This window comes from Nocardioides sp. (genome assembly GCF_035429765.1).
In the GTDB taxonomy this organism is placed as follows: Bacteria; Actinomycetota; Actinomycetes; order Propionibacteriales; family Nocardioidaceae; genus Nocardioides.
The window spans coordinates 1-26007 of record NZ_DAOMFK010000025.1; the positions used below are offsets into that span (position 1 = coordinate 1).

32 protein-coding genes are annotated in these 26007 nt (G+C 73.8%); 19 read left to right on the forward strand and 13 right to left on the reverse strand.

Translation table 11 applies throughout. The features are described from left to right. Positions 1–45: 45 nt before the first annotated feature. Positions 46–1251: an NAD(P)-dependent malic enzyme gene (locus PLP61_RS04485; protein WP_324500774.1), complete on the reverse strand. Its 1206-nt coding sequence runs from the start codon at positions 1249–1251 to the stop codon at positions 46–48. A 136-nt stretch (positions 1252–1387) separates the two neighbouring features. Continuing rightward, positions 1388–1765 carry a S24/S26 family peptidase gene (locus PLP61_RS04490; RefSeq protein WP_324500776.1) on the reverse strand — a complete coding sequence of 126 codons (378 nt, stop codon included), beginning with the start codon at positions 1763–1765 and terminating at the stop codon, positions 1388–1390. 50 nt (positions 1766–1815) lie between these two features. Here PLP61_RS04490 and sodN point away from each other — a divergent pair, with 50 nt between their 5' ends. Genes sodN through PLP61_RS04505 form a run of 3 tightly spaced genes read left to right on the forward strand, consistent with a single transcriptional unit; the run spans position 1816 to position 3464 of the window. Continuing rightward, the gene (sodN, locus tag PLP61_RS04495; RefSeq protein ID WP_324500778.1) at positions 1816–2217 is read left to right on the forward strand and encodes a superoxide dismutase, Ni; all 402 of its coding nucleotides are present in this window, start codon (positions 1816–1818) and stop codon (positions 2215–2217) included. Positions 2218–2247: 30 nt separating this feature from the next. After that, positions 2248–2667 carry an ATP-binding protein gene (locus PLP61_RS04500; RefSeq protein WP_324500780.1) on the forward strand — a complete coding sequence of 140 codons (420 nt, stop codon included), beginning with the start codon at positions 2248–2250 and terminating at the stop codon, positions 2665–2667. A 2-nt stretch (positions 2668–2669) separates the two neighbouring features. After that, positions 2670–3464, forward strand: a complete 795-nt coding sequence (locus tag PLP61_RS04505) for an RNA polymerase sigma factor SigF (RefSeq protein ID WP_324500782.1) — start codon at positions 2670–2672, stop codon at positions 3462–3464. Positions 3465–3482: 18 nt separating this feature from the next. Here the strand turns inward: PLP61_RS04505 and PLP61_RS04510 are convergent, their stop codons facing one another. Then, positions 3483–3872: a hypothetical protein gene (locus PLP61_RS04510; protein ID WP_324500784.1), complete on the reverse strand. Its 390-nt coding sequence runs from the start codon at positions 3870–3872 to the stop codon at positions 3483–3485. A gap of 221 nt (positions 3873–4093) precedes the next feature. Here PLP61_RS04510 and PLP61_RS04515 point away from each other — a divergent pair, with 221 nt between their 5' ends. Continuing rightward, positions 4094–4345: a WhiB family transcriptional regulator gene (locus PLP61_RS04515; RefSeq protein WP_109508302.1), complete on the forward strand. Its 252-nt coding sequence runs from the start codon at positions 4094–4096 to the stop codon at positions 4343–4345. Positions 4346–4354: 9 nt separating this feature from the next. On the opposite strand, the gene PLP61_RS04520 is transcribed toward PLP61_RS04515, so the two are convergent. Beyond that, the gene (locus PLP61_RS04520; RefSeq protein WP_324500834.1) at positions 4355–5815 is read right to left on the reverse strand and encodes a sensor histidine kinase; all 1461 of its coding nucleotides are present in this window, start codon (positions 5813–5815) and stop codon (positions 4355–4357) included. Between the two features lie 111 nt (positions 5816–5926). Here PLP61_RS04520 and PLP61_RS04525 point away from each other — a divergent pair, with 111 nt between their 5' ends. From PLP61_RS04525 to PLP61_RS04540, 4 genes are read left to right on the forward strand one after another with little or no spacing between them, the layout of a single operon-like run. Then, positions 5927–6787 (forward strand): DUF2785 domain-containing protein, encoded by an 861-nt coding sequence (locus PLP61_RS04525; RefSeq protein ID WP_324500789.1) that lies wholly within the window; start codon positions 5927–5929, stop codon positions 6785–6787. 13 nt (positions 6788–6800) lie between these two features. Further along, positions 6801–8489 carry an acetolactate synthase gene (locus PLP61_RS04530; protein ID WP_324500791.1) on the forward strand — a complete coding sequence of 563 codons (1689 nt, stop codon included), beginning with the start codon at positions 6801–6803 and terminating at the stop codon, positions 8487–8489. Between the two features lie 2 nt (positions 8490–8491). After that, the gene (locus PLP61_RS04535; protein WP_324500793.1) at positions 8492–8980 is read left to right on the forward strand and encodes a GNAT family N-acetyltransferase; all 489 of its coding nucleotides are present in this window, start codon (positions 8492–8494) and stop codon (positions 8978–8980) included. Positions 8981–8985: 5 nt separating this feature from the next. Next, positions 8986–9357 carry a thioesterase family protein gene (locus tag PLP61_RS04540; RefSeq protein WP_324500795.1) on the forward strand — a complete coding sequence of 124 codons (372 nt, stop codon included), beginning with the start codon at positions 8986–8988 and terminating at the stop codon, positions 9355–9357. Between the two features lie 14 nt (positions 9358–9371). Here PLP61_RS04540 and PLP61_RS17120 read toward each other — a convergent pair whose 3' ends face one another. The 6 genes from PLP61_RS17120 to PLP61_RS04565 form a co-directional block, all read right to left on the reverse strand. Further along, entirely contained in the window at positions 9372–9446 is a 75-nt protein-coding gene (locus PLP61_RS17120) for a 50S ribosomal protein bL37 (RefSeq protein WP_414690017.1), read from the reverse strand. 71 nt (positions 9447–9517) lie between these two features. After that, positions 9518–9784: a mycothiol system anti-sigma-R factor gene (gene rsrA / locus PLP61_RS04545; RefSeq protein WP_324500797.1), complete on the reverse strand. Its 267-nt coding sequence runs from the start codon at positions 9782–9784 to the stop codon at positions 9518–9520. After that, positions 9784–10443: a sigma-70 family RNA polymerase sigma factor gene (locus tag PLP61_RS04550; protein ID WP_324500799.1), complete on the reverse strand. Its 660-nt coding sequence runs from the start codon at positions 10441–10443 to the stop codon at positions 9784–9786. Before PLP61_RS04550 ends, rsrA begins: the two co-directional genes overlap by 1 nt. Before the next feature lie 81 nt (positions 10444–10524). Beyond that, positions 10525–11175 carry an alpha/beta hydrolase family protein gene (locus PLP61_RS04555; RefSeq protein ID WP_324500801.1) on the reverse strand — a complete coding sequence of 217 codons (651 nt, stop codon included), beginning with the start codon at positions 11173–11175 and terminating at the stop codon, positions 10525–10527. A 26-nt stretch (positions 11176–11201) separates the two neighbouring features. Then, a complete protein-coding gene (locus PLP61_RS04560) occupies positions 11202–11951 on the reverse strand; it encodes an SOS response-associated peptidase (RefSeq protein WP_324500803.1) in 750 nt (249 codons plus the stop codon). A 29-nt stretch (positions 11952–11980) separates the two neighbouring features. Continuing rightward, positions 11981–12724: a hypothetical protein gene (locus tag PLP61_RS04565; protein ID WP_324500805.1), complete on the reverse strand. Its 744-nt coding sequence runs from the start codon at positions 12722–12724 to the stop codon at positions 11981–11983. A 205-nt stretch (positions 12725–12929) separates the two neighbouring features. Here PLP61_RS04565 and PLP61_RS04570 point away from each other — a divergent pair, with 205 nt between their 5' ends. Genes PLP61_RS04570 through rsgA form a run of 3 tightly spaced genes read left to right on the forward strand, consistent with a single transcriptional unit; the run spans position 12930 to position 17062 of the window. Next, the gene (locus tag PLP61_RS04570) at positions 12930–14777 is read left to right on the forward strand and encodes a sigma-70 family RNA polymerase sigma factor (RefSeq protein WP_324500807.1); all 1848 of its coding nucleotides are present in this window, start codon (positions 12930–12932) and stop codon (positions 14775–14777) included. 19 nt (positions 14778–14796) lie between these two features. Then, positions 14797–16068, forward strand: a complete 1272-nt coding sequence (gene aroA, locus PLP61_RS04575; protein WP_324500809.1) for a 3-phosphoshikimate 1-carboxyvinyltransferase — start codon at positions 14797–14799, stop codon at positions 16066–16068. A 10-nt stretch (positions 16069–16078) separates the two neighbouring features. Further along, positions 16079–17062 (forward strand): ribosome small subunit-dependent GTPase A, encoded by a 984-nt coding sequence (rsgA, locus tag PLP61_RS04580; protein ID WP_324500811.1) that lies wholly within the window; start codon positions 16079–16081, stop codon positions 17060–17062. A gap of 21 nt (positions 17063–17083) precedes the next feature. Here the strand turns inward: rsgA and PLP61_RS04585 are convergent, their stop codons facing one another. Continuing rightward, the gene (locus PLP61_RS04585) at positions 17084–17557 is read right to left on the reverse strand and encodes a DUF2231 domain-containing protein (RefSeq protein WP_324500813.1); all 474 of its coding nucleotides are present in this window, start codon (positions 17555–17557) and stop codon (positions 17084–17086) included. Between the two features lie 96 nt (positions 17558–17653). Between PLP61_RS04585 and PLP61_RS04590 the strand changes: the two genes are divergently transcribed. From PLP61_RS04590 to PLP61_RS04600, 3 genes are all read left to right on the forward strand, one after another. Further along, positions 17654–18553 (forward strand): inositol monophosphatase family protein, encoded by a 900-nt coding sequence (locus tag PLP61_RS04590; RefSeq protein WP_324500815.1) that lies wholly within the window; start codon positions 17654–17656, stop codon positions 18551–18553. A 71-nt stretch (positions 18554–18624) separates the two neighbouring features. After that, complete coding sequence (locus tag PLP61_RS04595; RefSeq protein ID WP_324500817.1) at positions 18625–19053, forward strand: CBS domain-containing protein; 429 nt, start codon at positions 18625–18627, stop codon at positions 19051–19053. Positions 19054–19144: 91 nt separating this feature from the next. Further along, the gene (locus tag PLP61_RS04600) at positions 19145–19513 is read left to right on the forward strand and encodes an FKBP-type peptidyl-prolyl cis-trans isomerase (RefSeq protein WP_324500819.1); all 369 of its coding nucleotides are present in this window, start codon (positions 19145–19147) and stop codon (positions 19511–19513) included. On the opposite strand, the gene PLP61_RS04605 is transcribed toward PLP61_RS04600, so the two are convergent. Both PLP61_RS04605 and PLP61_RS04610 read right to left on the reverse strand, forming a co-directional pair. Continuing rightward, positions 19506–19721 carry an RNA-binding S4 domain-containing protein gene (locus PLP61_RS04605; RefSeq protein WP_324500821.1) on the reverse strand — a complete coding sequence of 72 codons (216 nt, stop codon included), beginning with the start codon at positions 19719–19721 and terminating at the stop codon, positions 19506–19508. The genes PLP61_RS04600 and PLP61_RS04605 overlap by 8 nt on opposite strands. 41 nt (positions 19722–19762) lie before the next feature. Beyond that, on the reverse strand, positions 19763–21028 hold the full coding sequence (locus PLP61_RS04610; protein WP_324500823.1) for a DUF445 domain-containing protein: 1266 nt from the start codon (positions 21026–21028) through the stop codon (positions 19763–19765). Positions 21029–21104: 76 nt separating this feature from the next. Between PLP61_RS04610 and PLP61_RS04615 the strand changes: the two genes are divergently transcribed. The 5 genes from PLP61_RS04615 to PLP61_RS04635 all read left to right on the forward strand — a co-directional run bounded on the left by PLP61_RS04615 (position 21105) and on the right by PLP61_RS04635 (position 25989). Further along, on the forward strand, positions 21105–21503 hold the full coding sequence (locus PLP61_RS04615) for an FAD synthase family protein (protein WP_324500825.1): 399 nt from the start codon (positions 21105–21107) through the stop codon (positions 21501–21503). A gap of 108 nt (positions 21504–21611) precedes the next feature. Beyond that, on the forward strand, positions 21612–23201 hold the full coding sequence (locus tag PLP61_RS04620; RefSeq protein WP_324500827.1) for an MXAN_6640 family putative metalloprotease: 1590 nt from the start codon (positions 21612–21614) through the stop codon (positions 23199–23201). Positions 23202–23253: 52 nt separating this feature from the next. Beyond that, positions 23254–24792 carry an MXAN_6640 family putative metalloprotease gene (locus tag PLP61_RS04625; protein ID WP_324500829.1) on the forward strand — a complete coding sequence of 513 codons (1539 nt, stop codon included), beginning with the start codon at positions 23254–23256 and terminating at the stop codon, positions 24790–24792. Positions 24793–24818: 26 nt separating this feature from the next. After that, on the forward strand, positions 24819–25583 hold the full coding sequence (locus tag PLP61_RS04630; RefSeq protein ID WP_324500831.1) for a ceramidase domain-containing protein: 765 nt from the start codon (positions 24819–24821) through the stop codon (positions 25581–25583). Between the two features lie 10 nt (positions 25584–25593). Further along, complete coding sequence (locus PLP61_RS04635; RefSeq protein ID WP_324500833.1) at positions 25594–25989, forward strand: hypothetical protein; 396 nt, start codon at positions 25594–25596, stop codon at positions 25987–25989. The last annotated feature ends 18 nt before the right edge of the window (positions 25990–26007 follow it).

Here is a 26007-nt window from a genome sequence, read left to right on the forward strand (position 1 = left end):
GCCGGGCCCGGACCGCCGGCCACGGCGCGACCACCCGGCTTCCGGTCAGCGGCGCGCGACCCCGTCGGCCCGTGCCGCCGCGGAGACCGCAGCGGACAACGCCGGCCCCACGCGCGGGTCGAACGGCGAGGGGATCACCAGGTCCTCCGCGAGGTCCTCCCCGACCAGGTCGGCCAGCGCGGTGGCCGCGGCCAGCTTCATCCCTTCGGTGATCGCGGTGGCGTGCACGTCGAACGCCCCGCGGAAGATCCCGGGGAAGGCCAGCACGTTGTTGATCTGGTTGGGGAAGTCGGAGCGCCCGGTGGCGACCACCCGGGCGTGACGGCTGGCCACCTCGGGGTGCACCTCGGGGACCGGGTTGGCCAGCCCGAAGATGATCGACTCGGGGGCCATCGAGGCGACGACCTCCTCGGGGACGGTCCCCCCGGAGACGCCGATGTAGACGTCTGCGCCCGCCATCACCTCGGCGAGGTTGCCGCGGCGCCCGAAGTGGTCGGCGGTGTCCTCGGCCAGTGCGCGCTTGACCGGGGTGAGGTCGCGCCGTTCGGAGTGCAGCACGCCGCGGCGGTCCAGGACCGCCAGGTCGCGCACGCCCGCCTCGAGCAGGATCCGGGCGACCGCCACCCCGGCGGCACCGGCACCCGACACCACGACCCGGGTCGCGCCGGGGTCGCGGCCGGTCAGCCGCAGTGCGTTCGTGAGCGCGGCCAGCGCCACCACGGCGGTGCCGTGCTGGTCGTCGTGGAAGACCGGGATCGGCAGCAGGGCCTTGAGCCGGTCCTCGATCTCGAAGCAGCGCGGCGCCGAGATGTCCTCCAGGTTCACCCCGCCGAAGCTGGGGGCCAGCCGGACCACGGTCTCGATGATCTCCTCGACGTCGGTGGTGGCCAGGCACAGCGGGACGGCGTCCACGCCACCGAACTGCTTGAACAGCACGGCCTTGCCCTCCATCACCGGCATCGCCGCGGCCGGCCCGATGTCGCCGAGCCCCAGGACGGCCGTCCCGTCGGTGACGATCGCCACCGTGTTGGGCACCCAGGTGTAGTGCTGGGTCATCCCCGGGTCCTCCGCGATGGCCTCGCACACCCGGGCGACGCCCGGGGTGTAGGCCAGCGAGAGGTCCTCGGGCCCGGTCAGCGAGACCGTGGACACGGTCTCCAGCTTGCCTCCCACGTGCAGGTCGAAGACGGGGTCTCCTGCGTGGGGGTGGCGGGTCGGCGCGGGGCCTGCGCCGGTGGTGTCTGCTGCCATAGGTGTCAGGTGCTCTCCAGGCCTGGTGGCCGTCGTGGTGGAACGGGCCGGCTCGACACGGTGCACGGTGGTCGCGGAGCCGTCGACTGGGGGTGTCCCGACTGACCAGTCTCGCACAACCGTCGGCCCGGGTCGCCTACCCCCTGGGCACCTCGCCGCCCGGCCGGGCGCGCAGCCGGCTCGGCCGGGGCCAGAGCCGGGCCCACACCACGGCCCGGACGTCCGCGTCGGCCACCGGGCCCCGGTGCCGGGAGTCCAGGCCTGCGGCGGGGTTGTCGCTGAGCAGCCACCAGCCGGTGCCCCCCGCGCGCGCGGTCGTACGCCGCTCGGTGGCGCGCTTGACCGCGAGCGTGCCGTCGGCGAACCGGGCCAGCACCAGGGCCCCCGGACGCACGTCGCCGGCGTACCTGACCAGCAGCAGGTCGCCGGGGCGCAGGGTCGGCAGCATCGACTCCCCGCGGACCCGGGCCAGGCCCAGGGGCGCGGTCCGCCCCTCCTGTCGTGCATGCCCCACGCCCGGTAGTGTCGCAGTTCCACGACACCACTCGACCGAGAGGACGTTCCATGATCCGCCGACTGCTTGCCCGCACCGTCGAGGTCTCGGCTCACTGCGACCTCCCCTGCGGGGTGTACGACCCGGCGCAGGCCCGGATCGAGGCCGAGTCGATCAAGGCGATCATCGCCAAGGTGGCCGACAACGACGACCCCGACTTCCGGACCCGCGCGGTCCTCATCAAGGAGCAGCGCTCCGAGCTGGTCAAGCACCACCTGTGGGTGCTGTGGACCGACTACTTCAAGCCCGCCCACTTCGAGAAGTACCCCCAGCTGCACCCGCTCTTCAACGAGGCCACCAAGCTGGCCGGCGCCGGGGGCACCAAGGGTGGCCTGGACGCGGCCAAGGCCGACGAGCTGCTGGCCAAGATCGACGAGATCGCCACGATCTTCTGGGAGACCAAGCAGGCCTGAGTCGCCGCCGACCGACGCCTGAGACCCGCGATGACCTCCACCGACGGCCGGCCCCGCGCGGACGTCGAGCTGCGGCTTCCTGCCGACGGCGCCTACGCCTCGCTGCTGCGCACGACGACCGCCGGGCTGGCCGCCCGGCTGGACTTCACCATCGACGACATCGAGGACCTGCGGATCGCCGCGAGCGAGGCCGGCGCCCTCGTGCTGCCCGAGGCCGAGGCCGGCACGGACCTGCTCTGCGAGTACTTCCTGCAGCCGGGCCGGCTCACCCTGCGGCTCAGCGTCCGGGCGGCCTCCCCGGGTGTCCCCGACCGCGACAGCTTCGGCTGGCAGGTGCTCAGCACCCTGGCCACCGCGGCGACCGCGGAGACGACCGCGGACCGCCTCACGGTCAGCGTGACGATGGAGTCCGCCCTGGCGACCCCTCGCGACGCCCGAGCGCCCGGCTGACCATGCCCGGGGTCTCGGGAGACGACCGCTCCGCGGCCGCGCTGCACCTCCGGAGCCGCAGCGCTGCGCTGCTGGCCACGCTCGCCGACCAGACCGCCCCTCCCGAGGCCCGGGCGCAGGCCCGCGCCGAGCTGGTCCGGCTCCACCTGCCCCTGGTGGAGCACTGCGCGCGCCGGTTCCGCAACCGGGGCGAGCCCCTCGAGGACCTGGTGCAGGTCGGCACGATCGGCCTGCTGAAGGCCATCGACCGCTTCGACGGGGGGCGCGGGGTGGAGCTGTCGACCTACGCCACCCCCACCATCCTGGGCGAGATCCGCCGCCACTTCCGCGACAAGGGGTGGGCGATCCGGGTCCCCCGGCGCCTCCAGGAGCTGCGCCTGGCCATCGCCTCGACCTCCGCCGACCTGACCCACCGGCTGGGCCGCTCCCCCACCCCCCGTGAGCTGGCCGAGGAGATCGGCTGCACCGTCGAGCAGATCGTCGAGGGGCTCGAGTCGGGCCATGCCTACGCCACGTTGTCCCTGGACGCCGGCGAGGACGACGAGTACGGCGCGACCACCCTGCTGGACCAGCTGGGTGTCGACGACCCCCAGCTGGCCGACGTCGAGATCCGGGAGTCGGTCCGGCCCCTGCTGGACCGGCTGGACGCGCGGGCGAAGAAGATCCTCCTGCTCCGGTTCTTCAAGAACATGACCCAGGCCCAGATCGCCGAGGAGATCGGGGTCTCCCAGATGCACGTCTCCCGGCTGCTGGCCCGCACCCTCGAGGACCTGCGCAGGACCCTGGAGGACCGGTAGCGGCAGGTGACCTGCGTCTCAGCCGTCGTCCTCGGTGAGCAGCGCCGTGCTCGCGGGCAGGAACACGCAGACGAGCACCACCGCCGCGGTGGCCACCAGCACCAGCGCGACCCACGACGTCGCACCGCCCCGGAAGCTCCAGGCCACGCCGAGCCAGATCAGCTGCGCGAGGACCGTGGGGCTGCGCGCCCACCGGCGGGCGCGGGCGAGCCCCAGGCCGCACCCGGCCAGGGCCGCGCCGTACGCCGCGAAGAAGGCCGCGGTGGTCACGCCCATGGTGACCCGGCCGGAAGAGACCGACGCCGCCTCCAGCACCGCGTAGACCAGCAGCACGAGCCCCTGCAGGACCACCAGGCCGCCCGCCACCAGCAACGGGACGGGACGGTCGCGGGGTCCTCGCGTCGGCACGGGGCCAGCCTAGGCGCCGACCGGTCCCCCGCCGGGCCAGGGTCGTTGTGTGAGCAAACAAACCTCGCGTAGGGCTTGTGTGGGACCCGATCTCTTGCCACCCTATTCGATGCGCTCGATTGGGTTCACGGGGCTGTGCCCGCAAGACGGTCGCACCGGCAGGTCGCCCAGACGACCAGCCCCTGTCCACCCGCACGAACGAAAGTAGGGACTCCCAGGCCATGGACTGGCGCCACCGCTCCGCGTGTCTCGACGAGGACCCGGAGCTGTTCTTCCCGATCGGCAACACCGGTCCGGCGATCCTCCAGATCGAGGAGGCCAAGCAGGTGTGCCGACGCTGCGAGGTGCGCGAGCAGTGCCTCGCCTGGGCGCTGGAGGCCGGTCAGGACCACGGGGTCTGGGGCGGGCTCAGCGAGGACGAGCGGCGGGCCCTGAAGCGCCGCAACGCCCGCGCCCGGGTGCGCAGCGCCTGAGCGGGCGCCTCACTCCTCCGGGACGTCGATCACGACCCTGGTGCCACCGCCGTGGTGGCCCGGACCGATCTGCAGCTGGCCGCCCAGCTCGGACTCGACCAGGGTCCGCACGATCGACAGCCCCAGGTTCGTGGAGGAGTCCAGGTCGAACCCCGCGGGGACGCCGACCCCGTCGTCGGCCACGCTGAGCGTCAGCCGGCCCAGCGCGCGGCGTACCGTCACCACGATCTCCCCCCTGGAGCCGGGCTGCGGGTAGCCGTGCTCGACGGCGTTCTGCAGGACCTCGGTGAGCACCATGGCCAGGGTGGTCGCGGTGCCCGACTCGACCTCGCCGAAGGAGCCGGACCGGCTCACGCGGACGCGTTCGCCGACGGCGCTGACCTCGATGACCATCCGGCCGAGCCGGTCGTGGATCTCGTCGAACGCCACGTGCCCCTCGGGGGACTGGCTGAGCATGTCGTGCACGATCGCGATCGACCCGACGCGGCGCACCGCCTCCTCCAGCGCCGCCTTGGCGGTCGGCTCGTCGATCCGTCGGGCCTGCAGCCGGAGCAGGGCAGCCACCGTCTGCAGGTTGTTCTTCACCCGGTGGTGGATCTCGCGGATGGTGGCGTCCTTGGTGAGCAGCTCGCGGTCGCGGCGGCGCAGGTCGGTGACGTCGCGGACCAGGATCAGCGCCCCCTGGTGCTCCCCCTGGGGGCGGAGCGGGATGGACCGCACGATGAGCGAGACGTGCTCCCCCTCGATCTCGGTGTCGCGGCTGACCCGGCCGCCGAGGACCGCGCTCAGCATCTCCTCGTCGGGGCGGCGCCGGGGCGGCACCAGCGCCCGGGTGACCTCGGTCAGCAGGTGGCCCTCGAGGTCGCCGGTGTGCCCCAGCCGCCGGTACACCGAGAGGGCGTTGGGGCTCGCGTAGACCACCCTCCCGGCCGCGTCGACCCGGACGAACCCGTCACCCACCCGCGGGGAGTCCACGTGGTCGCCGCGCGGGCCGGGCGCGGGGAAGTAGCCCTGGGCGATCATCTGGGTGAGGTCGGCGGCAGCCTGGAGGTAGGCGAGCTCGAGCCGGCTCGGGGTGCGTACGCCGAGCAGGTTGGTGTTGCGCCCCACCACCGCGACGACCCGGCCGGTCCGGTGCACCGGGATCGTCTCCACCCGGACCGGCACGTCGTCGCGCCACTCCGGGTCCCCCTCACGCACCAGCCGGCCCTGGGCGAACGCCGCGTCCAGCAGCGGCCGGCGACCCACGGGGATGAACGTCCCCACCACGTCGTCGACGTAGGCGGTCGGCCCCGTGGTCGGCCGCATCTGTGCGCCGGCCCAGAACCCCTTGCCCTCGCGGTCGGGCAGCCACAGCACCAGGTCGGCGAAGGACAGGTCGGCGATGATCTGCCAGTCGGCGAGCAGCAGGTGGAGCCACGCCACGTCCTCGCTGTCCAGATCCGTGTGGGCCCGCACGAGTTCGATCATCGAGGGCACGCCGGCCAGCGTAGTGTGGACCGGTACACCGCCCGGTCGCGCGGGCGGGCCCGCCGCTGGTCCGGTGCTGGCACAATGGGCACTCGGCACGGACGGAGGGTCATGACAGCGGGGTACTGGCAGCAGGTGATGGCCACCGGTCTGAGCGTTCCCTCCGACCGCCCCCTCGACGACCTGACCGCCGAGCTGACGACGCTGCTGGGGTCCACCGACCCGGCCGAGCGGGACGGGACGGCGTACCCGACGCTGTCCACCTGGATCGGGCGCGGGGTGTACGACGACCTGCTCTCCGGGCTGGGCGACGGGATGGCGTCCGGGCTCTCGGTCGGGCTCGGGGAGCGTGAAAGTGACGACGTGTTCCGGCGCAGCTACTCGGTGCTGGTGCTCGCCGACTGCGTCGAGCGCGACAACCAGCGGGAGCTGCTCCCGCCCGGGAAGCTGCTTGAGTGGGGCGACCGGGTGACCACGTGGTACCTGCGCGAGCACGACCTGCGCGGCTTCGTCCCCGGCCACGGCTGGGCCCACGCCCTCGCCCACGGCGCGGACGCTCTGGGGGCGCTGGGCGCCTCGCCGCACCTGGGGACCCCTGAGCTCACCGTGCTGCTCGACGTGCTCGCCGACCGCCTGGTCCTCCCCGAGCCGCAGCTGCTGGTCTCCGGCGAGCCGGACCGGATGGCGGCCGCGACGCTGCGGATCCTGCGCCGCGACCTGGTGCCGCTGAGCGTCGTCGAGCCCTGGGTCTCCCGGCTCTCCGCCGCCGCCGGCCGGATGTCGACCAGCGAGGACCGCGACCCCTACCTGGACACCGGCAACGCCGAGGCGTTCCTCAGGGCGCTCCACCTCCAGGTGGCACTGGCGCCCCACCCGCCGGCCCTGCGCTCGGACCTGCTGCTCGTGCTGGTCGAGGCGCTGCGGGCCACGAACCCCCACTACCTGGCCGCGCACGGCCAACCTGACCGGTGAGTAGCCTTCGGTCATGACCACGACCGACGACACCACCCCTGAGGACCGCACCACCGCGCTCACCGGTCACGCCGGTGCGCTCGCCGTGGCTGTGGCCCGCGCGCACGGCGTCGAGACCATGTTCACGCTCTCCGGCGCGCACGTGTTCCCGATGTACGACGGAGCGGTGACCGCGGACCCGCCGATGCGGCTGCTCGACGTCCGGCACGAGCAGACCGCCGCCTTCGCCGCCGAGGCGACCGGCAAGCTGACCCGGGTGCCGGGGCTGGCGGTGCTCACCGCGGGGCCCGGCGTCACCAACGGCGTGAGCGCGATCGCCCAGGCCCAGTTCGCGGGCTCCCCGATGGTGGTGGTGGGCGGCCGGGCACCGGCCAACCGCTGGGGCAGCGGCAGCCTCCAGGAGCTGGACCAGCCGCCGATCATCGCGCCGGTCGCCAAGCTCGCGCGGACCCTGCACACCGCGGGCGACGTCCTGCCCGGCCTGGACGCCGCCTTCCTCGCCGCCCGCTCCGCCCACCGCGGACCCGCCTTCGTCGACATCCCGATGGACGAGCTCTTCAACACCGCCTCCGGGCCGGCGCCGGGCGCGCCGGTCCCGGCCCGCATCGAGCCGGACCCCGACGCGCTGACCGAGGTCGCCGAGCTGCTGAGCAGCGCCGCACGCCCTGTGCTCGTGCTGGGCACCGACGTGTGGGCCGACGGCGCCGAGCAGGCCGCACTGCGGTTCGCCGAGGAGACCGGGATGCCCACCATCACCAACGGCATGGGCCGCGGGGTGCTGCCCGCCGGGCACCCGCTGCTGGTGACCAAGGCCCGGGGCGCGGCCTTCAACGGCAGCGACCTGGTGGTGGTGGTCGGCACCCCGCTGGACTTCCGGCTCGGCTACGGCGTGTTCGGCGGCAAGGACGGCGCGAGCCCGGCCCAGGTGGTCCACCTGGCCGACTCCCCCGGTCAGGTCTCCGGCCACGCCGACCTCGCCGGCTCGGCCTGCGGCGACCTGACGTGGGTGCTCGACGGCGTGCTCGCCGCGTTCCAGGACCTGGTCCGGCGCCCGGACTGGTCGGGCTGGCTGGCCGACCTGCAGGACCGCGTCGCTGCGGCGAGCGCGCGTGACGCGGCGCTGCTGGCGGCCGAGGCCGACCCGATCCACCCGGCACGCATCTACGGCGAGCTGGTGCCGCGGCTGGCCGAGGACGCCGTGGTGATCGGCGACGGCGGCGACTTCGTGTCGTTCGCCGGGAAGTTCGTCGAGCCCCGGCGCCCCGGCGGGTGGCTGGACCCGGGACCCTACGGCTGCCTGGGCGCGGGTCTCGGGTCCGCGATCGCCGCCCGGGTCGCCCGGCCCTCCGCGCAGGTCGTGCTGCTGCTGGGCGACGGGGCGGCCGGCTTCTCGCTCATGGACGTCGACACCCTGGTCCGCCACCGTCTCCCGGTCGTGATGGTGGTCGGCAACAACTCCGCGTGGGCCCTGGAGAAGGGGCCGATGCAGATGCTGTACGGCTACGACGTCGCCGCGGACCTGGCGCACCGCACCAGCTACGACGGGGTGGTGCGCGCCCTGGGCGGCGCGGGCGAGACCGTCACCGACCCGGGTGGGATCGGCCCGGCGCTGGACCGTGCCTTCGCCGCGGACGTGCCCTACCTGGTCAACGTGATCACCGACGTCGAGGCGGCCTACCCGCGGGCCACCTTCGGCATCTGACGGTGCGGATCAGAAGGGCGCTCCCCACGGAGCTCGCGGCCGTCGGCGACCTCACCGTCGCGGCGTACGCGCCGTTCGTGGACGGCCCCGAGGACCCCTACACCCACCACCTGCGCGACGCCGCCCGGCGCGACCGCGAGGCCGAGCTGTGGGTGGCCACCGACGAGGACGGTCGGTTGCTCGGCACGGTCACCACCTGTCCGGTCGGCTCGCCGTGGCGCGAGATCGCCGCCGACGACGAGGGCGAGTTCCGGATGCTGGCCGTCGCCCCGGACGCCCAGGGCCAGGGCGTGGGCGACGCGCTGGTCGCGCACTCGGTCGCCGTGAGCCGCCGCCGGCGCCACCGTGCGGTCGTGCTGTCCTCGCTCCGGACGATGGCCGCGGCGCACCGGGTCTACCAGCGGCAGGGCTTCCGGCGTACCCCCGAGCGGGACTGGGCGCCGCTGCCCGGGGTGGACCTGATCACCTTCGCCCGAGACCTGGAGGAGTGAGGCCCGTGGACCCGAGCGCGACCCTGGACTTCGTGGTCTCCGAGGCCGACACCGCCGAGGCGGTGGGCTCGGGGACCCTGCCGGTGCTCGGCACTCCGCGCCTGCTGGCGTGGTGCGAGGCGGCCACCTGCGCCGCCCTGGAGCCGACGCTCCCCCCTGGCTCCACCAGCGTGGGGACCCGGATCTCGCTCGAGCACCTGGCCGCCAGCCCGGTCGGCGAACAGGTCGAGGTGACCGCCTCGCTGCTGGCCGCGGACGGGCGGCAGCGCCGCTTCCGCGTGGCAGCCCGTCACGCCGACGGGCGCGTGGTCGGCTCCGGGGAGGTCACCCGGGTCGTCGTGGACTCGGCCCGCTTCCTGGCCCGCCTCGGCTCCTGACCCGGGTCCTCGCCTCAGGCGTTGGGGCGCTTGCCGTGGTTCGCGCTCTTCTTCTTGCGGGCGCGGCGCTTGCGGCCGGTCTTGCTCATGGTGTCCTCCTCGATCGCTGGGTGCCCCGAGGGGCGCGCCATCCTCTCAGATCCGGCGACGGTGAGGCGAATCAGCCGCCCTCGGTGCTCAGTCTGACCTGGACCTGCCTGATCGAGAGGAGCACCCGCTGCCGCAGGTCCTCGGGTGCGGGCTCGGAGCAGGAGCGGGCCACCAGCGCCTTGACCGTCCGCTGGAGGTCGTACTTGGCCAGGCAGGGCCCACAGGCGTCCAGGTGCAGCCGGACGGCGGTGACGTCGGCCTCGTCGAGCTCGTTGTCGAGGAAGTAGACGATCCTCTCGAGGTAGTCCGCGCAGGAGCTGGCGTGGTCGTGGTCCATCACTCCCCCTCTCCGACGTGCATCAGGTCGCCGGCCCGGACGTGGTCGGAGAGCATGTCGCGCAGCTGGCGACGGCCACGGTGCAGCCGCGACATGACGGTGCCGATGGGGGTGCCCATGATCTCGGCGATCTCCTTGTAGGGGAAGCCCTCGACGTCGGCGAGGTACACCGCGAGCCGGAACTCCTCCGGCAGGCGCTGCAGGGCGTCCTTGACCTGCGAGTCCGGGAGGTGCTCGAGCGCCTCCATCTCTGCCGACTTCAACCCCGACGAGGTGTGCGACTCCGCCCGCGCCAGCTGCCAGTCCTCGACGTCCTCCGACATCGACTGCTGCGGCTCACGCTGCTTCTTGCGGTAGGAGTTGATGAAGGTGTTGGTGAGGATGCGGTACAGCCAGGCCTTGAGGTTGGTCCCGGGCCGGAACTGGTGGAAGGACGAGAACGCCTTGGCGTAGGTCTCCTGCACCAGGTCCTCGGCGTCCGGGGGGTTCCGGGTCATCCGCATCGCGGCCGAGTAGAGCTGGTCGAGGAAGGGCAGCGCGTCACGCTCGAAGCGGGCCGCACGCTGCTCGGGGGTCTCCTCCTCGAGGAGGGTCTCGACCTCCGTCAGGTCCGGGTCGAGCAGGCGCTCCAGCGAGCTGTGGTCAGGGGAGTCAGTCATCGTCCCCCAGGGTAGCCGTCCACCGGAGCCGGACGTCGCGGGCGGATGTGGCAGCAGCGCGAGCACACCAGGTCGAACACCTCACCGGCGCCGCTGATTCCCCACCACCTCGCGGATGATCCACTCCAGGGCCGCCTCCACGACGAGGCCCAGGGCCTCCTCGGCGCTGACCGGGCCCTTGGCCGGGACCCGCAGGGAGTGGTCGCCACCGGGAACCACCGTCATCTCCACCCGGTCGGGGAACTCCTCGGGACGCCCCATCGGGTCGCGCTCGCCCTGGATGACCAGCGTCGGCAGCCCCACCCGCAGGAGCTCCTCGGCCCGGCTGCGCTCCGGGCGGCCCGGGGGGTGGAGGGGGAAGGACAGGCACAGGCAGCCGCTCGCCCCGAGCGAGCGGGCGCAGCGCGCCGCGGACCGTGCGCCGGCCGACCGGCCCCCCACCACCAGCGGGGTCCGGGTCCGCATCGCCGAGGCGGCCGCCCGGAGTCCCTCGTCCAGGGTGGCCGGGGCGGTGGCCACCGTGCGTCCGGCCACCCTCCACGGCTGCTCGAAGAGCGCGACCGAGACGTCGTTGCGCGGCAGGGAGGAGGCCAGGGCAACGAGGTCGGCGACATCGATGCCGGCGCCTGCCCCGTGGCTGAGCAGCACCGTGGCCACCGGCCGCCGGGCCCGGTGCATCACCAGCCTGCCCTCGCCGTGCTCGGTCCGGATCATCCGCTCCACGCTGCTCACGGACGCATCATGCCAGTGCAGCGCCGCTAGGAGTCCTCGACGGGGACCGGTTCGAGGAGCTCCGGGCCGTTGTTGCGGACGTTGTTGACCCGCTGCCCCACGGGGTAGGCCTCGAGGAGGCCGGGGGCCGCCGGCACGAGCAGGTCCAGCAGCGCGGGGTCACCGGGGTGACGGGGGTCGAGCCAGGCGCCCCACTGCTCCGGCTCGACCAGCAGCGGCATCCGGTCGTGGATGCGGCCCAGCTCGTCCGGTGCGTCGGTGGTCAGGACCGTGCAGGTCCAGCGGAACCGGCCCGGGTCGTCCTCGGGGAGCTCGGGGTCGCGCCAGATCTCGTAGAGCCCGGCCATCGCCAGCACGCCGTGGTCGCGGCGGCGGATGAAGAAGGGCTGCTTGACGGGCTTGCCCGACCGGGTGAGCTGCGAGGTGGGGTACCACTCGTAGTAGCCGTCGGCGGGCAGCAGGCAGCGGCGCGCGGCGAACGCCCGGCGGTACGCCGGCTTCTGCGCCACCGTCTCCTTCCGGGCGTTGATCAGCCGGCTGCCGATCCTGGAGTCCTTCGCCCAGGAGGGGACCAGGCCCCAGGTCAGCACGCGCAGCTGGCGCTCCGGAGGCTCGGCGCTCTCCTGGGACGGCGGCCGCTCCACGACGGCGTACACCGGCTTGGTGGGCGCGACGTTGTAGTCGGCCGGCAACGGGGCGTCCACCCGCACCTCGGCGATCTCGAACTCCTCGACGAGGTCCTCGGGGCGCCGGCTGGACGCGTAGCGGCCGCACATGCCGACCACCCTACGGGCGGGCTGCGGGATCAGCAGCGGGCCAGCTCGTCCAGCAGCAGGGCGGCGACCGAGTCGGTGCCCGGGAGCCCCTCGATCCACACCCGGGCGCTGCCGCCCCGGCCGGGGTCCTGCAGGGTCCGCGCCATCCGGCGCAGCAGGGCCACCCGCTGGCCGAGCCGGTCGTCGCGCTCGACCACGACCACGATCCGGTCGGGGCCGAGCCGGCCGATCGTCTCGGTGCCGGCGAAGACCGTGCGGGCCGCCTCCCCCAGGTCGCTCAGCCGCATCGCCCGGGTGAGCACGTGCTTGGCCTGGAAGGGGTCGGCCGGGTCCTCGTGCCCCTCCATCGGCAGCTCGGCCACCACCAGCGCATGCGTGTCACGCACGCGCCCCGGCCCTCGGAGCTCTCCCCGGTACAGCTCCGACAGCCGGGTGCGCACGTGCGCCAGGCTGGCCAGGCCCGTCATCGGGTCCTCGCAGGCCATCTGGTGCAGGTAGGCGAGGGTGGCGTCGCTCCAGCCCTGGGCCACCGCCCGCACGTCCCGGTAGGCCGGCTCGGTGCCGCGCACCAGCCGGTAGGTCTCCGCGAGGGCGTCCAGCGTCTCGTCGAGGCCGGCCCCGTCCTTGGCCATCTGGGTCCCGGCCACCGAGCACGGCTCCTCGGAGGCGGACCCCGAGGCGAGAGCCTCCGCCACGGCGTCGAACCTGGGCGGCAACCCCGACCGCACCTGGTCCGTCCACCGCACTCCCGCCTCGGGCTCAGTGGTGGGCACGGCACGCGACCTCAACGTGAAGATGCCCACGGGTCCTCCCCTCGGTGTCCGTCGTAGGCAGGTCGGCACCCGCCGTACACCGATGAAACGGGGCACCACGGGATCCATGACGCAGAACCGGCGAGAATTCCGGTTCCCCGACTGGGTGAGGATCCCGACTCGTAGACTGGCGTCATAACTCAGTCGCCCGACCGTTAGTACTCATGTGAGCGCCACTCTCCCCCGCGTCGACGGACCCGCGGACGCCGAGCTGATCTCGGCGGTGCGCGGTGGGGACGTCGACGCCTACGGCGAGCTCTTCGCGCGTCACGCCGAGGCGGCCCGGCGGCTGGCCCGGCAGCTGGTGTCGCCGGCGGACGCTGATGACCTGGTGTCCGACGCGTTCGCCAAGGTGCTCGTCGTCCTCCAGCGGGGCGGCGGTCCGGACGTCGCGTTCCGCGCCTACCTGCTCACCGCCGTCCGGCGGCTCCACGTGGACCGGATCCGCGCCACCTCCCGGCTCCAGACCACCGACGACCTGACGCCCTTCGACCCCGGCGTGCCCTTCCAGGACACCACCGTGGAGGGGTTCGAGAACGAGGCCGCGGCCCGGGCGTTCGCCTCCCTGCCCGAGCGGTGGCAGCTCGTGCTGTGGCACACCGAGGTGGAGGGCCAGAAGCCGGCCGACATCGCGCCGCTGCTCGGGATGAGCGCCAACTCCGTGTCGGCCCTGGCCTACCGCGCGCGTGAGGGCCTGCGCCAGGCGTTCCTCAACCAGCACGCCCAGGAGATGGAGGACGACGCCTGCCGCTGGACCCACCAGCACCTGGGTGCCTACATCCGCAACGGCATCAGCCGCCGCGACGCGGCGAAGGTCGAGAGCCACCTCGACGACTGCCGCAAGTGCATGGCGGTCTACCTGGAGCTCAGCGAGGTCAACTCCGACCTGTCGGGCATCCTCGCCCCGCTCCTGCTGGGCGGCGCCGCGGCGGCGTACGTCGCCTCGACGGGCGCCCTCGCCACCAAGGGCGGCGTCCTGCTGCTGCTCGACCGCGCGAAGGACTTCGTCGCGGCGAACGCCCCCGCGACCGCCGTCGCCGGCGTGGCGGCCACGGCCGTGATCGTGGGTACGGCGGCGTTCGTCACCGTCAACGCCGGCAAGCAGGACGAGGCGATCACCTCCGCCGACCAGGAACCGGGCATCTCCCTGACCGCGCCCTCGGCCGGTGGCGACAAGGGTGGCCGCGGCAGCCTGGACCGCGGTGGCGCGGCGGGCTCTCCCGGCCCGAGCGCCCTGGTCCCCCCGCTGGCGAGCGAGTCGCCCAGCGAGTCCGTGTCCGAGTCGCCCTTCGAGTCGCCGTCGGAGTCGCCCAGCGAGTCCGCCTCGGAGTCGCCCTCCGAGTCGCCCTCCGAGTCACCGTCGGAGTCGCCCTCCGAATCCCCGTCGGAGTCCCCCAGCGAGTCCCCGTCGGAGTCGCCCTCCGAGTCGCCGTCGGAGTCGCCGTCGGAGTCCCCCAGCGAGTCACCGTCGGAGTCGCCCTCCGAATCCCCGTCGGAGTCCCCCAGCGAATCCCCCTCCGAGTCACCGTCGGAGTCCCCCTCCGAGTCACCGTCGGAGTCCCCCAGCGAGTCCCCGTCGGAGTCCCCCAGCGAGTCCCCGTCGGAGTCCCCCAGCGAGTCGCCGACCGAGCCGGCCAGCGACCTGCGGGTGCAGGCCTACGCGGAGTCCCAGGGGGCGCACCGCTACCGGGTCATCGCCACGGTGTCCGGCCTGGCCAGCGGCGGCGGTGGCGTGCTGCAGGTGAAGGCGAGCAACCTGAGCTTCCTGCACAGCCTCGGGTCCCGGTGCGAGGAATCGACCACCAGTGCCACGTGCGTGCTGGCCGACCTGCCGACCCAGACCTTCTGGTTCATCGCGGAGCCGACGGACGGCGGTAGTGCGGAGCTGGCGTTCACCGTCGTGCCCGACGAGGGCACCCCTGACGCCGACCCCGGCAACAACAGCGCCACCGTGCGGCTGGCGGCCGAGCCGCGGCGTCCGGTGGGGACCATCGGCCCCACGCCGACGTCCTGACCGTCGCTAGGCTGCGCGGGTGACCTCGCAGCCCGATCCCTGGCCGGCGCCCCGCGCGCGCGGCGCGGTCGACGCCGAGGTCACGCTGCCCGGGAGCAAGTCCCTGACGAACCGGGCACTGGTCCTGGCGGCCCTCGCCGACGGGCCGTCGGTCGTACGCCGCGCGCTGCGCTCGCGCGACACCACGCTGATGGCCGCGGCTCTGGCCGCGCTGGGGACGCACGTGGACAGCTCGGGCACCGACTGGACCGTGGTCCCCGGGCCCCTGGCAGGGGACGCCACGGTGGACTGCGGCCTCGCCGGGACGGTGATGCGCTTCGTCCCGCCCGTCGCCGCGCTGTCGACCGGTTCCACGAGGTTCGACGGCGACCCGCACATGCGCCGTCGCCCCGTCGGGGAGATCCTGGACGCCTTGCGCGCCCTGGGAGTGCAGGTGGAGGACGACTCGCGCGGCGCGCTGCCGTTCGTCGTCCGCGGCTCCGGATCGGTGCGCGGCGGCCCGGTGCAGATCGACGCCTCGGCCTCCTCGCAGTTCGTCTCGGCGCTGCTGCTCGCGGGGGCGCGGTACGACCTGGGCGTCGACGTGCGCCACCGGGGCGGACCGGTCCCCTCCCTCCCCCACGTGGAGATGACCGTGGCGATGCTGCGGGACCGGGGCGTCGCCGTCGACGACGACCAGGCCGACCGGTGGGTGGTGGCCCCCGGTCCGGTCCGGGCCCGGGACGAGACCATCGAGCCCGACCTCTCCAACGCCGCGCCCTTCCTGGCCCTGGCCGCGGTCTCCGGTGGCACTGTGCTGGTGCGCGACTGGCCCACGCGGACCACCCAGGCCGGCGACGCGCTGCGGGACGTCCTGGCGCTGATGGGCTGCCGGGTGGAGCGGGCTCCGGAGGGGCTGCGGGTCAGCGGGCCCGAGAGGCTGCAGGGCGTGGACCTCGACCTGCACGACGTCGGTGAGCTGACCCCGGCGGTCGCCGCCCTGTGCGCGCTGGCCGCGACACCCTCCCGGCTGCACGGGGTGGCGCACATCCGCGGCCACGAGACCGACCGGCTCGCCGCGCTGGCCGCCGAGCTGGGCGGGCTGGGTGCCGACGTCACCGAGCTCCCTGACGGCCTGGCCATCCGGCCGGCCGTGCTGCACGGCGGGGTGTTCCACACCTACGCCGACCACCGGATGGCCCATGCCGGGGTGATCCTCGGGGCGGCCGTGGACGGTGTGCTGGTGGAGGACGTCGCCACCACCGGCAAGACCTTCCCCGGCTTCGCCGACGTCTGGTCCGGGCTGCTGTGAGGGCACCGGAGTGAGCGGCCGCTACAGCGAGCACGACCACGAGCACTACGAGCGCCCGCGGCGCCGGACCCGGCCCCGCACCAAGGAACGTCCCCGGTACGACGACGCGCAGGACGGCGTGGTGGTCACCGTCGACCGCGGCCGCTTCACCCTCGTCGTGGACGGAACCCGGGTGCTGGCGATGAAGTCCCGGCCGCTGGGTCGCAAGGGCGTGGTCGTGGGAGACCGGGTGCGCGTCGTCGGGGACACCTCCGGCAGCGAAGGGGCGCTGGCCCGGATCGTGGAGGTCGCGGAGCGCGAGACCGTGCTGCGCCGGACTGCCGACGACGACGACCCCGTCGAGCGGATCATCGTCGCCAACGCCACCCAGCTCGCGGTGGTCACCGCGCTGGCCGACCCCGAGCCCCGACCCGGGCTGATCGACCGGGCGCTGGTCGCGGCGTACGACGCCGGGCTGCAGCCGCTCCTGTGCCTCACCAAGGCGGACCTCGCCGCGCCGGACACGCTGCTGGCCACCTACCGGTCCCTGGGCGTTCCCTGGGTGGTGACCCGGCGCGGCGGTGACCTGGCCGAGCTGCGCGAGCGGCTCGCCGGCCGGGTGAGCGTGCTGGTGGGGCACAGCGGGGTCGGCAAGTCGACGCTGGTCAACGCCCTGGTGCCCGAGGCCCACCGGGACGTGGGCCTGGTCAACGCCGTCACCGGGCGGGGCCGGCACACCTCGACCAGCGCCCTGATGCTCGCGCTGCCCGGCGGGGGCTTCATCGTCGACACCCCGGGGATCCGGTCCTTCGGGCTGGCCCACGTCCGGCCCGAGCACCTCATCGAGGCCTTCCCGGACCTCGACGAGATGACCGAGGACTGCCCCCGAGGCTGCACGCACGGGGCGGACGAGCCCGAGTGCGGCCTGGACCAGGCGGTGCTCGAGGGCCAGGCGGACCCGGACCGGGTGACGTCGTTCCGCCGGCTCCTCGCCGCCCGCTACGCGGCGTACTGACCGGGCGCGGTCAGGGACGGGTTAGCCCCAGACGGCCCGGGCGCCGGAGTCGCCGGCGAGCACGACGGTGACCAGCACCGCCAGCGCTGCCAGCCCCAGCAGCGCGGCCAGCACCGGCTCGGCCCGGCCGCTCCTGGGTCGGGCCCCCTTCCCGGACGCCAGCGCGCTGGGACCGCCGAGGAACCACGCCCCGGTGAGCGCCACCACCGTGAACCCCACCATCACCCACCGGAGCCGGAGCCCGGCCTGCTTGTGCGTGGCCACCGCAGCCAGGTCGCTGAGGCCGGGCCGGGACTCCAGCAGGGACTGGCCCGAGAGGGTCGCCACCAGCGCCCCGCCCATCGCCAGGACGGCCAGCACCACCAGCGGCCACCGCAGGAGCCACCGCCAGCGGGGGACCACGGCGTAGGCCAGCGCGGTGAGGGCCGCCAGCGGCGCGAGCACGACGACCGCGTGCACTACGAGAGGGTGCAGCGGGAGGCCGTTGATCTCCATGGAGCGACGGTAGTCGCCCGGGGGCCTCCTCGGCCCTTGTACTTCCGTACGAGGACCGTCCTCCACCCGCGTGCCCCGGGGCAATAGCCTGTGCCCATGCCCACCACCGCGGAGCCGGACTACACCGACGACCTGCGGCTGGCCCACGTGCTGGCCGACGACGCCGACTCGCTCACCCAGGCGAGGTTCCGCGCGCTGGACCTGCACGTGATGAGCAAGCCGGACCTGACCCCGGTGACCGAGGCCGACCTCGCGGTCGAGGACGCGATCCGGCGCACGCTGTCCCGCGTGCGCTCGCGGGACGCGGTGATCGGGGAGGAGCAGGGCACCACGGGGCACAGCCAGCGTCAGTGGATCGTCGACCCCATCGACGGCACCAAGAACTTCGTCCGGGGCGTCCCGGTGTGGGCGACGCTGATCGCGCTCGCCGTCGACGGCGAGGTCGTGCTCGGCGTCGTCTCGGCGCCCCAGCTGCAGCGCCGCTGGTGGGCCTCGACCGGGCACGGCGCCTGGACCGGGCGGTCCCTGCTCAAGGCGACGGCGTGCCAGGTCTCCGACGTCCGCCGCCTCGAGGACGCCTCGCTCTCCTACGCCTCGCTGCACGGGTGGGACGAGCGCGGACGTCTGGAGGACTTCGTCGCGCTCTCCCGCCGCTGCTGGCGGACCCGCGCCTACGGCGACTTCTGGTCCTACATGCTGCTGGCCGAGGGCGCGGTTGACCTCGCCGCCGAGCCCGAGCTCCACGTCTACGACATGGCGGCCCTGGACGTCATCGTGCGGGAGGCGGGCGGGCGGTTCTCCTCCCTGGCCGGCACTGACGGGCCCTGGGGTGGCAACGCGCTCGCCTCGAACGGGCACCTGCACGAGGCTGCCCTGTCCTTCCTCGGTTCCCTGCCGGAGGACGAGTCCGACCCCGACGACCAGCCCCGACGACCCGCGTCCGTGCACGACCTGCGCTCGCGGCCCCGGCTGGTCGAGGACCCGCCCGAGGCGTAGCCCTTTCACCCGGCCACCGGCACGGGCTAGCGTGGGCCCCCTCACGGTGGACTCTCTCGAAAGGGACAGCGATGCGAATCCACGACGTTCTCCGGGGCAAGCCCAGCCCCGAGGTGGTCACGATCAGCTCCAGCGCCTCCGTGCGCGAGCTCCTCGCCCTGCTGGCCAGGCACAACGTCGGGGCCCTCATCGTGAGCGACGACGGATCCTCGGTGGACGGCATCGTCTCCGAGCGCGACGTCGTCCGCCGGCTCGTCGAGGACGAGGGAGTGCTCGCGCAGCCGGTGGCCACCATCATGACCGCCGAGGTGCACACGTGCGAGCCCTCGACCGGGCTCAACGACCTGATGGAGCTGATGACCGAGCAGCGGGTGCGGCACGTGCCGGTGCTCAGCGAGGGACGGCTGACCGGCATCGTCTCGATCGGCGACGTCGTCAAGCACCGGATCGGGGAGCTGGAGTTCGAGCGCGCCCAGCTCGACAGCTACATCCAGTCCTGACCAGCCGTCCTGTCCAGCAGTCCTGACCAGCGGGGCACCCGGGCGGGCCGCCTATAGTGGGGCGCTGCAACGCCCACCCGGAAGGACCACCGTGGAGAAGCCCGAGATCGACTTCCCCGACTACGACCCGCCCACCGACCTGGTGGTCACCGACCTGACCGTCGGCGACGGCGCCGAGGCCACGAGCGGCGCCACCGTCTCGGTCCACTACGTCGGGGTCGCCCACTCGACCGGCGAGGAGTTCGACGCGTCGTACAACCGCGGGACGCCCCTGCAGTTCCGGCTCGGGGTCGGGCAGGTGATCACCGGCTGGGACCGCGGCGTGCAGGGCATGCGCGTGGGCGGCCGGCGCCAGCTGGTGATCCCTCCCTCGCTGGCGTACGGCGAGCGCGGCGCCGGCGGGGTGATCAAGCCCGGGGAGACGCTGATCTTCGTGGTCGACCTGCTCGGCGTCAGCTGACCCGGCAGGAGCTCCCACCCAGCGACACCACGTCGCCCCTGCCGAGCCGACGGCCCCGCCGGGTCTCCACCTCCCCGTTGACCGAGACGGCGCCGCTGGCCAGCAGCGGCTTGGCCTCCGCCCCGCTCTCCACGAGACCGGCCAGCTTCAGCAGCTGTCCCAGCCGGATGGACTCGTCGCGGATGGGGACGTCGGTCGGCTCGGGCACGGGCCCATCGTGGCAGACGCCTGCGGGCCGGTCCCGACGCCTCACCCGAGCAGGACCGAGGCGGTGTGGATGAGCACGCCCACCAGGCCGCCCACGATGGTGCCGTTGATCCGGATGAACTGCAGGTCCCGCCCCACGTGCAGCTCGATGCGGCGGGCAGCCTCCTTGCCGTCCCAGCGCTCGATGGTGTGGGTGATCACCGCGGTCAGCTCGGCGCCGTACCGGTCCACGGCGAACACCGCCAGGTCCGCGGCGGTCCGGTCGAACCGGGTCCGCAGCTCCTCGTCGACCAGCAGCCGGTCGGCGAAGGCGGCCAGCTCGGCCTGCAGCCTGACCCGGACCGCGCCCTCCGGGTCACTCAGCGAGCCGAGCAGCGCCCGCCGCAGGGCGTTCCACATCGACACCGCGGAGTCGATGACCGCCGGATGGTTGAGCAGCCGCTCCTTGAGCCGTTCGGCCCGCTGCTGGGTGTCCGGGTCGTGCAGCAGGTCCTCGGCCAGCTGGGCCAACATCGAGTCGAGCGCCTCGCGGGCGTGGTGGTGGGGGTCGTTGCGGATGTCGGCGACCCAGCGCAGCGCCTCGAGGTGGAGCCGGGCGGTGACCGCGTCGTTGAGCCGGGTCGGTGCCCACCACGGCGCCCGCTCCGCCAGCACGTCGGTGAACGTCTCCTGGTTGTGGACCAGCCAGCGGTGGAGCTCCTCCAGCGCGAGGTCCACCAGCCCGTGGTGCAGGTCGTCGTGCACGGTCTCCCCGAGCAGGCCGCCGAGCAGCGGGGCGACCGGCTCCTCGAGGAACCGCGGGACGAGCGCGTCGTGGACCAGGTCCGCCACGTGCTGGTCGGTCACCTTGGTCAGCCCGATCGCCGCCACCTCGGACAGCTCGTCGGTGACCCGCCGGCGGTGCCCGTCGTCGGCCAGCCACCGGGCCACCCGCAGGGAGATCGTCGAGGCCGCGACCCGGTCGCGGATGATCTGCTCCTGAAGGAAGTTCTCCCCCACGAACTCCTCCAGGCTGCGGCCCAGGTCGTCCTTGCGGCGCGGGATCAGCGCAGTGTGCGGGATCGGCAGCCCCAACGGGTGCTTGAACAGCGCGGTCACCGCGAACCAGTCGGCGATGGCGCCGACCATCGACGCCTCCGCGCCCGCGTTCACGAAGCCCCAGAAGCCGTCGCGACCGAGCGTGGCGAGGTACACCAGGGCGGCGAACAGCAGCAGCCCCACCGCGAGGCTGCGCATGCGCCGCAGGCCCCGGCGGCGGGCGGCGTCCGCGCCCGGGTCCGGGGTGACCATCGTGACGGTGGCAGTCATCGCGACCGATTCTGTCCCACCGGTGGTCGGACGCCGCCCTCCGGGGCGCGCGGGCCCCCGTGGGAGAATGGCGGCCATGGCACGCACGGTCATCACCTTCGGGACCTTCGACGTGTTCCACGTCGGGCACCTGCGGATGATCGAACGAGCAGCGGCCCTGGGCGAGCGCCTGGTGGTGGGGGTGTCGGCCGACGCGCTCAACCTGCGCAAGAAGGGGCGCGAGCCGGTCTTCGGCGAGGACGAGCGGCTCGCCATCGTGGCGGCGCTGAAGGTGGTCGACGAGGTCTTCCTCGAGGAGAGCCTGGAGGCCAAGCGCGACTACGTCCGGCAGCACCGGGCCGACGTCCTGGTGATGGGTGACGACTGGAAGGGCCGGTTCGACGAGCTGGCCGACGTGTGCGAGGTGGTCTACCTGCCCCGCACCCCGGCCATCTCCACCACGGCGCTGATCGAGAAGATCTCCGGCAACGCCTGAGCACGCGCGGGACACGCGGCGCGAGCAGCGCGTCCGGGGCGCCGTCGGACCCTACGCTGGGACGGCACTCGCGGCGGCCCGCTGCCGCCCGTCGTCGGAAGGACCCGTGTGCGCCGCTACTTCCCCAGCAGCGTCTGGTCTCGCTACCTCCTCGTGCCCCTGGCACTCACCGTGACGGCAGGCCTGGCGCTGAGTGCCGCCGTGGGGTCACCCGGTGACCCGACCGGAGGGGCGGCGACCACCGTGTCCTCCGGCGAGCGGCCACTCCCTCTCCCCGGCGACCCCACTCTGCTGGCCGCACGGGCGGCGCTACGCGGCGGCGACGGAAGCCCGACGCTCTCGCTGACCCGGCTCGCCCTCGCCTACGACCGGCTGTCCGCCGCCGAGCAGGCCCAGGCCCGGGTGCTGCTCGCCCGGCCCACGGACGGCGCCGCCGACCCCTACCTGGACGGGTACGCCCCGGGTGCGCCCCAGCGGACCCGCTGCACCCGGCACTTCTGCTTCCACTGGGTCACCACCACCAAGGACGCACCGCCGTTGAGGGACGCCGACCACGACGGCCGGCCGGACTGGGTGGAGCGGATCATCCGCAGGGCGGAGTCCGTGTGGTCCTTCGAGGTCGGCACCCTGGGGTACCGGCGTCCCCCGGGCGACGGCCGGCGCGGCGGGGACTCCCGGTTCGACCTCTACCTCGCCGACCTCGGCGCCCAGGGCGTCTACGGCTACTGCCCGGCCGAGAAGCCGGTTCCCGGGGAGGACTACCTCTTCTCCTCCTACTGCGTGCTCGACGACGACTTCGCGGAGTACCCGCTGGCGCCCCTCCCGAGCTTCCGCGTCACCCTGGCCCACGAGTTCTTCCACGCCATCCAGTACGGCTACGACGCGGCCGAGGACCCGTGGCTGATGGAGGCCTCGGCCACCTGGATGGAGGAGCAGTTCGCCGACGCGGTCAACGACAACCGGCAGTACCTCCCGTTCGGCCAGCTCGGCGAGCCCGGGGTGCCGCTGGACCAGTTCCCCGCAGGCCTGGCGCCCTACGGCAACTGGGCCTTCGTGCAGCGCCTCTCCCAGGAGTACGGCGGGCAGGCGGTGCGCGCGGTCTGGCGGCGCGCCGACGCGCGGACCGGGGGTCGCGACGAGTTCGCCACCCAGGCCGTCGACGGCTTCCTGCGCGCGCACGGGTCGAGCCTGCGCGAGTTCTACGCGGCGTTCGCCGCCGGCAACCTCGCCCCGGGCACCGTCTACGAGGAGGGCTCCGCCGGCGACTACCCGGCCGCTCCCGTGGACCACCGCGTGCGCCTGGGGCCGCGGCACCGCACCGGGCAGCGCGTGGTCGCCCTGGACCACCTCACCAGCACCACCCTGGCGCTGCGTCCGACGAGGGCGGTCACCGGCGCCTGGCGGCTGCGGCTGGACCTGCGCCTGCCCGGTCCGGGGCACGGCGCCGACGCCGTCGTCGTGGTCGAGCTGTCCGACGGCAGCCGGGTCCGGCGCCCGGTGACGCTGGACCGTCGCGGGGACGCGACCGTGCGCACCGGCTTCGACCCCGGTAGAGTGGCCCGGGTTCTGGTGACGTTGACCAACGCCTCGCTGCGCTTCTCCTGCTGGCAGGATTCGTCATTCTCCTGCCAAGGGGTGTCCCGGGACGACAAGATCAAGACCTATCGGGTCGACGCGACGCTGCGTCCGCCGGCCTGAGCACCCGAGACACCGCGCCCCGGCGCGGCAGAGCAGCACAGGAGCTGTCCGCATGCGCCGAACCCTCGCCGCCGGCCTCGCCCTGCTCACGGCGCTGGTGCTCGTCGGCCAGACCCCGGCCTCGGCCGAGGACGAGCAGCCTGCCGCGCAGCAGCCCTCCCCCGCGGCCCCGCCCACACCCACCGAGGCGGAGGCGGAGCGCACGCTGGAGGTCGCGACCCAGGTGCTGTCGGGGAACGCGACGGCCACCGACCCGTCCCCGACACTCGCGCTGAGGGACCTGCGCCAGGCCCTGCCCGCCCTCGGGCCCGCCGAACGGCGTAGCGCCCGGGCCCTGCTCGCCCGCCCCACCGACGGCCCGCGCGACGACTTCGGGGACGGCTACACCGTCCCGTCGGTGAAGAGGTGCTCGGCCCACGTGTGCGTGCACTGGGTGCGCTCCACCCCCGATGCCCCCGCCACCCCCGCGTGGGTCGACACCACCCTGACCCAGCTCAACCGCGTGTGGCGGCTCGAGGTCGGCCGGATGGGGTTCCGGGCACCGCTGCCCGACGGCACCCGCGGCGGCAACGCGAAGCTCGACGTCTACCTCAAGGACGTCGGCGCGAAGGGCTACTACGGCTACTGCGCCAGCGAGCGCCGGGCCAAGGGCTACACCTTCAGCGGCTACTGCGTGCTGGACAACGACTACGATCCCGTCCAGTTCGGCGGGGCCCCCCTCGACAGCCTCCGGGTCACCGCGGCGCACGAGTTCTTCCACGCCGTGCAGTACGCCTACGACGCCGCCGAGGACCCCTGGTTCATGGAGTCCACGGCGACCTGGATGGAGGAGCGGTTCGCCGACGGCGTCAACGACAACCGGCAGTACCTTCCCTACGGCCAGCTCGGGCAGCCGCAGAGTGCGCTGGACTCCTTCGCCTCCGGGGGCTTCCAGCAGTACGGCAACTGGATCTGGTGGGAGTTCCTCTCCGACCGCTTCGGCAACGACGTGGTGAGGACGGTGTGGCGGCGCGCCGCCTCCTACCCCGGGGCCCCCGACGACTACTCGACCCAGGCCCTGGTCCGGGTGCTGCGGACCAAGGGCGGCTTCACCCGCAACTTCGGCGTGTACGCCGCCAGCAACACCGCGCCCGCCGCGTGGTACCCCGAGGGCGCGGACTGGACAGGCGCGCCCATGGCGGCCAGCTACACCCTGCAGACCGGCACCCCGGGCACCGGCAGCCAGTCGGTGACCGCCAACCACATGGCCTCGCGCAGCGTGCGGATCGTCCCCGGCAGCACCCTCAGCGCCCCCGGCTGGACCCTGCGGCTCTCGGTGGACGGCCCGGCGAGCCAGGCCTCGCCCGCGGTGGTCGTGGTGGTGGCCGGGAAGGACGGCACGCAGACCCGCACCCGGGTCACGCTGGATGCCGGCGGCAGGGGCACCGGCCAGTTCGCCTTCGGCTACACCGACGTCGCGAGCGTCACCGTCACGATGGCCAACGCCTCCACCCGGTTCGCCTGCTGGCGGGGCACGGACCTGTCCTGCAAGGGAACCCCGCGGGACAACGGCAAGAAGTTCGCCTACTCCGCCGTGGCCGTGCAGCCCTGAGCCGTCGCGACCTCACCCCGGTGGCGGTGACCGGAACGGTCGCCGCGGTCTCGGTCGGGCTGCTGGCCGCGGCCCTGGGGTCCGGGTGGCTCGGCCCGGACGTCTGGCGCGGCGCCACGTTCTGCGAGGCGGCCGTCCACGGACCGGTGGTGCAGCCCGCCAACACCTGGTCGAACGCCGGGTTCGTGGTCGCCGGTCTGGTGATCGCCTGGCAGGCCGGGGACGTGGAGCGTCGTGGGGCCACCTTCACCCGCTACCCGGCGCTGGCCACCTGCTTCGCCTGCCTGGTGGTGCTGCTGGGCCCCGGGAGCGCCGCGATGCACGCGACGCAGTCGGCGCTGGGCGGCCACCTCGACGTGCTGAGCATGTACCTCGTGGCGGGCTTCGCCGCGGCGTACGCGCTGATGCGCTGGACCCGGCGCGGGCCCGGCACGTTCGCGGCCGTCCTCGCCGCCCTGGTGCTGGCCTGCGAGCTCGTCGGCCGCTGGGACCGGGAGATCCCGGTGGTGATGTTCTCCGGCAACCTGGCCTTCGGCGTGCTTCTGGTCCTGGCGGTCACGCTCGAGGTGCGGATCGCCCGGCGCGGCGAGGTGTCGCTGGATCTGCGCTACGCCTGGCTCGCGGTCGCGGCGATGGCCGCCGCCTTCGCGATCTGGAACCTCAGCAGGCACGGGCTGTGCCGGCCGCACTCCCTGCTCCAGGGCCACGCGGCCTGGCACCTGCTCAACGCGCTGGCGGCGTACCTGCTCTACCGGCTCTACGCCAGTGAGCGGGCCCCCGCGGACCGCTAGGGTGACCCCCATGATCCGCTTCCTGGTCCGGCTGGCCGTCTTCCTCGTCTCGGCCGCCGTGGGACTCCTCGTCGCCACCTGGCTGGTGGACGGCGTCAGCGTCACCGCCGGTGGCTTCGTCATCGCCGTGGTGCTCTACGCCCTCATCCAGAGCATCATGGCGCCCTTCCTCACCAAGGTGGCGATGAACAACGCCACCGCGTTCCTCGGCGGGATGGGGCTGGTGGCCACGTTCGTGGCGCTCCTGGTGACGTCCTGGGTGAGTGACGCACTCACGATCACCGGCGGGGCGACCACCTGGATCGCGGCCACGGTCATCGTGTGGCTGGTGACCGCGCTGGCCACCATGCTGCTGCCGTTCATCCTGGTCAAGTCCGGCGTCGAGGCCGCCCGCGCCCGGCGGTGAGCCCCCCGGTCCTGGGCA

Bases quoted from the DNA above. Each gene is read 5' to 3' on its own strand.
- PLP61_RS04560 (WP_324500803.1), bottom strand. From the start codon at position 11,951: ATGTGCGGCCGCTACGCGTCCAGCCGGCGCCCCGAGGACCTCGTCGAG.
- PLP61_RS04550 (WP_324500799.1), bottom strand. From the start codon at position 10,443: ATGACTGACTCCCCTGACCACAGCTCGCTGGAGCGCCTGCTCGACCCG.
- PLP61_RS04520 (WP_324500834.1), bottom strand. From the start codon at position 5,815: ATGATCGAACTCGTGCGGGCCCACACGGATCTGGACAGCGAGGACGTG.
- PLP61_RS04530 (WP_324500791.1), top strand. From the start codon at position 6,801: ATGACCACGACCGACGACACCACCCCTGAGGACCGCACCACCGCGCTC.
- PLP61_RS04595 (WP_324500817.1), top strand. From the start codon at position 18,625: ATGCGAATCCACGACGTTCTCCGGGGCAAGCCCAGCCCCGAGGTGGTC.
- PLP61_RS04585 (WP_324500813.1), bottom strand. From the start codon at position 17,557: ATGGAGATCAACGGCCTCCCGCTGCACCCTCTCGTAGTGCACGCGGTC.
- PLP61_RS04635 (WP_324500833.1), top strand. From the start codon at position 25,594: ATGATCCGCTTCCTGGTCCGGCTGGCCGTCTTCCTCGTCTCGGCCGCC.
- rsrA (WP_324500797.1), bottom strand. From the start codon at position 9,784: ATGGACCACGACCACGCCAGCTCCTGCGCGGACTACCTCGAGAGGATC.
- PLP61_RS04515 (WP_109508302.1), top strand. From the start codon at position 4,094: ATGGACTGGCGCCACCGCTCCGCGTGTCTCGACGAGGACCCGGAGCTG.
- PLP61_RS04505 (WP_324500782.1), top strand. From the start codon at position 2,670: ATGCCCGGGGTCTCGGGAGACGACCGCTCCGCGGCCGCGCTGCACCTC.
- PLP61_RS04625 (WP_324500829.1), top strand. From the start codon at position 23,254: ATGCGCCGAACCCTCGCCGCCGGCCTCGCCCTGCTCACGGCGCTGGTG.
- PLP61_RS04485 (WP_324500774.1), bottom strand. From the start codon at position 1,251: ATGGCAGCAGACACCACCGGCGCAGGCCCCGCGCCGACCCGCCACCCC.
- PLP61_RS04590 (WP_324500815.1), top strand. From the start codon at position 17,654: ATGCCCACCACCGCGGAGCCGGACTACACCGACGACCTGCGGCTGGCC.
- PLP61_RS04500 (WP_324500780.1), top strand. From the start codon at position 2,248: ATGACCTCCACCGACGGCCGGCCCCGCGCGGACGTCGAGCTGCGGCTT.
- PLP61_RS04615 (WP_324500825.1), top strand. From the start codon at position 21,105: ATGGCACGCACGGTCATCACCTTCGGGACCTTCGACGTGTTCCACGTC.
- PLP61_RS04525 (WP_324500789.1), top strand. From the start codon at position 5,927: ATGACAGCGGGGTACTGGCAGCAGGTGATGGCCACCGGTCTGAGCGTT.
- PLP61_RS04610 (WP_324500823.1), bottom strand. From the start codon at position 21,028: ATGACTGCCACCGTCACGATGGTCACCCCGGACCCGGGCGCGGACGCC.
- sodN (WP_324500778.1), top strand. From the start codon at position 1,816: ATGATCCGCCGACTGCTTGCCCGCACCGTCGAGGTCTCGGCTCACTGC.